Origin of the sequence: Siminovitchia terrae, from assembly GCF_003605405.2 — a bacterium.
Lineage (GTDB): Bacteria > Bacillota > Bacilli > Bacillales > Bacillaceae_C > Siminovitchia > Siminovitchia terrae.
In genome coordinates this window covers 1-434 of record NZ_QYTW02000063.1, presented here as the reverse complement: position 1 = coordinate 434, position 434 = coordinate 1, and the positions used below count along the sequence as shown (strand labels likewise).

The 434-nt window shown below is 35.3% G+C and carries 1 protein-coding gene; it reads right to left on the bottom strand.

All coding sequences use genetic code 11. The features are described from left to right. Positions 1–432: IS110 family transposase (locus D5F11_RS25670; RefSeq protein WP_245998336.1), on the bottom strand; the 432-nt coding region annotated here is incomplete at its 3' end. Positions 433–434 lie beyond the last annotated feature (2 nt).

The window sequence follows — 434 nt, the reverse complement described above, 5'->3', positions numbered from 1 at the left end:
CACAACTAAAGCCGTAATATTTTCATGCTGTCTTGTAAGATTACGTAGATTTAGTAATTGAATTCCCCGTTTTTTATAAGGCTCTAATTCCTCTTTATAGTACAGTTCGCATAGATGATTGGCATCTATGAGGTCTGTTTTTACTTTACGCAAACTAGAGTTTTTTGCTTTATAAGATATGAGTGGATTCACGATAATAATTAAATATCCCTTGTCTTCGAAATATTGAACAACGGGTTTATGATAGTGGCCGGTTGATTCTAGTATAATCTGAGGTCGTTCTCCGGCAGCATCCTCTAATCCTTTAATAAAGTCTAATAAACTGGCTAAACCTTCCAGATTATGTTGCACTTTAAAACTCTTTTTATAGGGTTTCTTTTTATCCAGGTATGCTTGAACCTGGCTTTCACCTTTTGCTACATCCAGACCAATGA